Source organism: Bradyrhizobium pachyrhizi (genome assembly GCF_001189245.1).
In the GTDB taxonomy this organism is placed as follows: Bacteria; Pseudomonadota; Alphaproteobacteria; order Rhizobiales; family Xanthobacteraceae; genus Bradyrhizobium; species Bradyrhizobium pachyrhizi.
This window is the reverse complement of the sequence record NZ_LFIQ01000058.1, coordinates 89,474-93,890: the sequence shown is the minus strand read 5'-3', so window position 1 is coordinate 93,890 and position 4,417 is coordinate 89,474. Positions and strand designations below refer to the sequence as shown.

At 65.6% G+C, this 4,417-nt stretch carries 4 protein-coding genes; all 4 read right to left on the bottom strand.

What is annotated here, in order from left to right:
* Nucleotides 1–301: segregation and condensation protein A (locus AKL29_RS44705; RefSeq protein ID WP_430648865.1), on the bottom strand; the 301-nt coding region annotated here is incomplete at its 3' end.
* Entirely contained in the window at nucleotides 298–1,320 is a 1,023-nt protein-coding gene (gene nagZ / locus AKL29_RS12180) for a beta-N-acetylhexosaminidase (protein WP_050384328.1), read from the bottom strand. The genes AKL29_RS44705 and nagZ, both read right to left, overlap by 4 nt.
* Nucleotides 1,321–1,366: 46 nt before the next feature.
* Complete coding sequence (locus AKL29_RS12175) at nucleotides 1,367–2,833, bottom strand: SPOR domain-containing protein (RefSeq protein WP_050384327.1); 1,467 nt, start codon at nucleotides 2,831–2,833, stop codon at nucleotides 1,367–1,369.
* A 118-nt stretch (nucleotides 2,834–2,951) separates the two neighbouring features.
* The coding region (gene argS / locus AKL29_RS12170) for an arginine--tRNA ligase (RefSeq protein WP_244481961.1) at nucleotides 2,952–4,417 on the bottom strand (1,466 nt) is incomplete at its 5' end.

Genomic DNA, 4,417 nt, shown 5'->3' with positions numbered 1-4,417 from the left:
CCGCGCTCGGCGGCTCGGGCAGCAGGAGCCGCGACTTCAGGAACGCCAGCCACGCCGCCATCACCAGATAGTCGGCCGCAAGCTCGAGGCGAATCTTGCGCGCTGCCTCGATGAAGGAAAGGTACTGGTCGGCGAGCGCGAGGATCGAGATCTTCGACAGGTCGACCTTCTGCTGCCGCGCCAGCGTCAACAGCAGGTCGAGCGGGCCCTCATAGCCCTCGACGTCGACCACCAGCGCCGGTTCACCCTCGGCGAGGTCGGCCGGCCGCCCGGTATCAAACGAAAGAATTTCAGCGGTCATGCCGTCCCTACCCGATCCAACAACGCATCCAGTTCAGCCCGTGCCGCCAGCCGGTCGAGCGGCTGAGGCGGCTTGCGCGCGGCGAGCGTCGCCTTGGCGCGCTCAAGCGCCTTGCCGGTCAGTTCCGGCGTTTCGCGTGCGACCTCGCGCATCTCGTCAATGTTGCCGTTGCAGTGCAGAACCATGTCGCAACCGGCGGTGACGATGGCGCGGGTCCGCTCGGCAATCGATCCGGCCAGCGCATTCATCGACACGTCATCACTCATCAACAAACCTTGGAACCCGATCAGGCCGCGAATCACCTGTTCGATGATTGTCGCAGAAGTCGTCGCCGGATGGACGGGGTCGAGCGCGCTAAACACAACATGTGCAGTCATGGCCATCGGCAGATCCGCAAGTGCCTGGAACGCGGCAAAATCGGTCCGTTCCAGCTGGCCCTTGGCGGTATCAACGGTCGGAAGCCGGAAATGGCTGTCCGCCGTGGCCCGGCCATGGCCGGGAATATGCTTGAGAACCGGCAGGACCCCGCCCTGTTCCAGCCCGTCCGTGACCGCGCGGGCGATCGCCGCGACCTTGTCCGGCTCGGTTCCATAGGCCCGGTTGCCGATCACCGCATCCGCCCCGGCCACGGGAACGTCGGCCAAGGGCAGGCAATCGACGGTGATTCCGAGATCGATCAGATCGGCCGCAATCAGCCGTGAGCTGAGCCGGGCTGCCACAAGCCCGAGCTTCGGATCGATGTCGTAGAGCGCCCCAAAGCTCGCGCCCGGCGGATAGGCCGGCCAATGCGGCGGGCCGAGCCGCTGCACCCGCCCGCCTTCCTGGTCGATCAGGACCGGGGCATCGGCGAGGCCGACTGCGGACCGGAGTTCCCCAACAAGAGCCGCCACTTGGGCAGGACTCTCGATGTTGCGCTTGAACAGGATGAAGCCCCATGGCCGCTCGGTGCGAATGAATTCGCGTTCGGCGTCCTTGAGGATCAGCCCGGATATGCCCGTGATGAATGCGCGGTTCGTCATTCGGCCGATTAGGCCGTATGCAGCTCACGGGTCAAGGAAACGGCCTTTAATTTCTTTGGATGAGGCACTGCGGCCCACCCGCCGACATCAGGCTCTTGCACACTTGGCTCGCCTCTTCTGAGGACGCGAACGGGCCGGCAAAGGCGCGGTAGTAGACGCCCTTCTCGCCGAGATCGACGCGCTTCACCACCAGAGGCTGCGAACCGAGCACGTTGCGATACTTGCCTTGCAGCGTCCGATAGGACGCCTGCGCGTCCGCCTCGTTCTTCTGCGAGGAGACCTGGACCAGATACCCGCCGCCGCCAACCGGAGCCGCCGAGGTCGAGGCCACCCGGGTCGGAGGCGCGGCCGGAGCCGCCTCAGCCTGGCCGGGAACAAGCGACATTGGCGAGTTGACGCTGGCATTGGCCGCAGCCGGGTTGCCGCGCGACGCCGGAGGCTTGGCCGCCGCCGGAGGTTTCGCCGGCACGGCCGAGGTCGCCTGCGTGCCATCGGGCGTATCGCCCTTGACCGAGAGCGTGCGGACCTTGCGCGGCTCGTTGTTCGGCAACGTGCCGTTCGCGGTGATCGGCGCCGGCGCCGGCTGTGCCGTCTGCACGCTGGCGGGCGGCGGTGGATTCGCATTGGCGTTTAGCGGCGGAAACACGACGCGCGGTCCGGCGGTCTTCGAATTGACGTCGACCGGCGTCTCTTCGCGCGACACGATCTTCTCGGTGCCGTCGCCCGTCGCCATGCGGTCCGGCGTCTTGGCCGGCGCGTCGGCGTGGGCCGGGATCACCTTGGTCGGCGTGTTGTCAGCCTTGATGATCGGCGGCTCACCGCTGCGGGGCGAACCGACATAGGTCCGGTAGGCGTATGCGCCACCGACACCGAACACGCCGAGCGCCAGCACCGCGGCGACCGTTATCAAGCCGCTGCGCCGCCGGCGGGGCTCAGGTTCTTCCTCGTAGGCCTCCTCATAGGCATAGGGATCGTCCGGATAGGCGGGATCGCGCTGCAGGTCCTGCTCGCCGGCTTCCAGTTGGCCGTAGAGCGCGTCGTCATAGCGCGACGGATCCTGACTCTGACCGCCACTCTGATAGTGCGGCTCCTCGTCAAAAGCCTCCGGCTGTCGAGGCGCCTCGACCGGCCGATATTGCGCCACCGGCGCAGGCGCGGGCTGCGCCTGCTGGGCCGCATAGCGATGCAACGGATGCACCGGCTTCGGCTGGTAGTCCTGCTCGGGCTCTTCGTCTTCGATGTTCTGCACGGGAGGCGGAGCGACAGCCTCCTGCCGCGCGCGCTGCATCCAGGGCGGCGGGCCCGCGGGCCGCGCATCCTCGTCCTCGGCCTGCGGCTCGTATTGTTGCGGCCGCGCGTTGGCGCGCGACTGCAGCGGACGCGGCGGCGGCTTGTTGGCGGAGCCGAAGGGATCCGTCTGGCCGATCAGCCGTGCCAGTTCGGCAAGCGGATCGCTGTCGGCCTTGGAAGCCGTGTCGGCGGGAAAATGTCGGTCCTGATATCGATCAGCCATTGTGATGATGCATCCCCTTCGGGACAGCGCCAAGATCGCCGGCACAGCCGGTCCGTACGAGTTGGCCTCTGCCAGATGCCCTCACAAATCCCCACTCGTGAGGGCCTAATGCCCCTGCCTACCGCATCTCGGTCGGAGCGTGGACGCCTAGAACGGCTAAGCCCGATGCCAGAACCGAGACGACGCCCTGAACCATTGCCAGTCGCGCCCTCGTGATCTCTGCATCATTATTGATAATGAAGCGTAAATAGGGCAAATCGCGCCCCTTGGTCCAAAGCGCATGAAATTCACTGGCCAAATCATAGAGATAAAAAGCGATTCGGTGCGGCTCATGTGCCACCGCCGCAGCCTCGATCATCCGCGGATAAAGCGCAAGCCGCTTGAGCAGCTCGAGCTCGGCGGGGTCGGTCAGCCGCTCGACCGTAGCATTACGGAGATAGGCCAGCCGGGCCTCATCGGTCGCGGGCAGATCGGGAACCGCTTCCTCTCGCGCGTTGCGGAAGATCGAATGGCCGCGGGCGTGGCCGTACTGGACGTAGAAGACCGCGTTGTCCTTTGACTGCTCGATCACCTTGGCGAGGTCGAAATCGAGCACCGCGTCGTTCTTGCGGAACAGCATCATGAATCGGACAGCGTCGGAGCCGACCTCGTCGACCACCTCGCGCAGCGTGACGAATTCGCCGGACCGCTTCGACATCTTCACCGGCTCGCCGTCGCGCAGCAGCTTCACGAGCTGCACGATCTTGACGTCGAGCACAGCCTTGCCCGCTGTCACCGCCTTCACGGCGGCCTGCATGCGCTTGATGTAGCCGCCATGATCGGCGCCGAATACGTCGATCAGATTGGTGAAGCCACGCTCGAACTTGTAGCGATGGTTGGCGATATCGGATGCGAAGTAGGTGTAGGAGCCATCCGACTTGATCAGCGGTCGATCGACGTCGTCGCCATAGGCGGTGGCGCGGAACAGCGACTGCTCGCGATCCTCGTAGTCCTCGACCGGTTTGCCCTTCGGCGGCGGCAAACGGCCCTCGTAGATGTCGCCCTTGGCGCGTAGGAAATCGATCGTCTCGGCGACCTTGTTGTTGCCTGACGTGATCAGCGAGCGCTCGGAGAAGAACACGTCGTGATGGATGTTGAGCGCGGCGAGATCGCCCTTGATCATCTCCATCATCATCGCGATCGCCTTGTCGCGCACGATCGGCAGCCACGCGGCTTCCTCCATGTCGAGCAGCTTCTCGCCGTATTCCCCGGCGAGCGCCTCGCCGACCGGCACGAGGTAGTCACCGGGATAGAGCCCTTCCGGGATCGCGCCGATGTCCTGGCCCAGCGCCTCGCGGTAGCGCAGGAACGCCGAACGCGCGAGCACGTCGACCTGGGCGCCGGCGTCGTTGATGTAATATTCGCGGCAGACGTCGAAGCCGGCGAATTGCAGCAGGCTGCACAGCGCATCGCCGAACACGGCGCCGCGGCAATGGCCGACATGCATCGGCCCGGTCGGGTTGGCCGAGACGTATTCGACATTGACCTTCTCGGCCTTGCCGACATCGCTGCGCCCGTAAGCCGAGCCGGCGGCCAGCACGGCGC

Coding starts and splice junctions, on each gene's coding strand:
- AKL29_RS12175 (WP_050384327.1), bottom strand. CDS start 2,833: ATGGCTGATCGATATCAGGACCGACATTTTCCCGCCGACACGGCTTCC.
- nagZ (WP_050384328.1), bottom strand. CDS start 1,320: ATGACGAACCGCGCATTCATCACGGGCATATCCGGGCTGATCCTCAAG.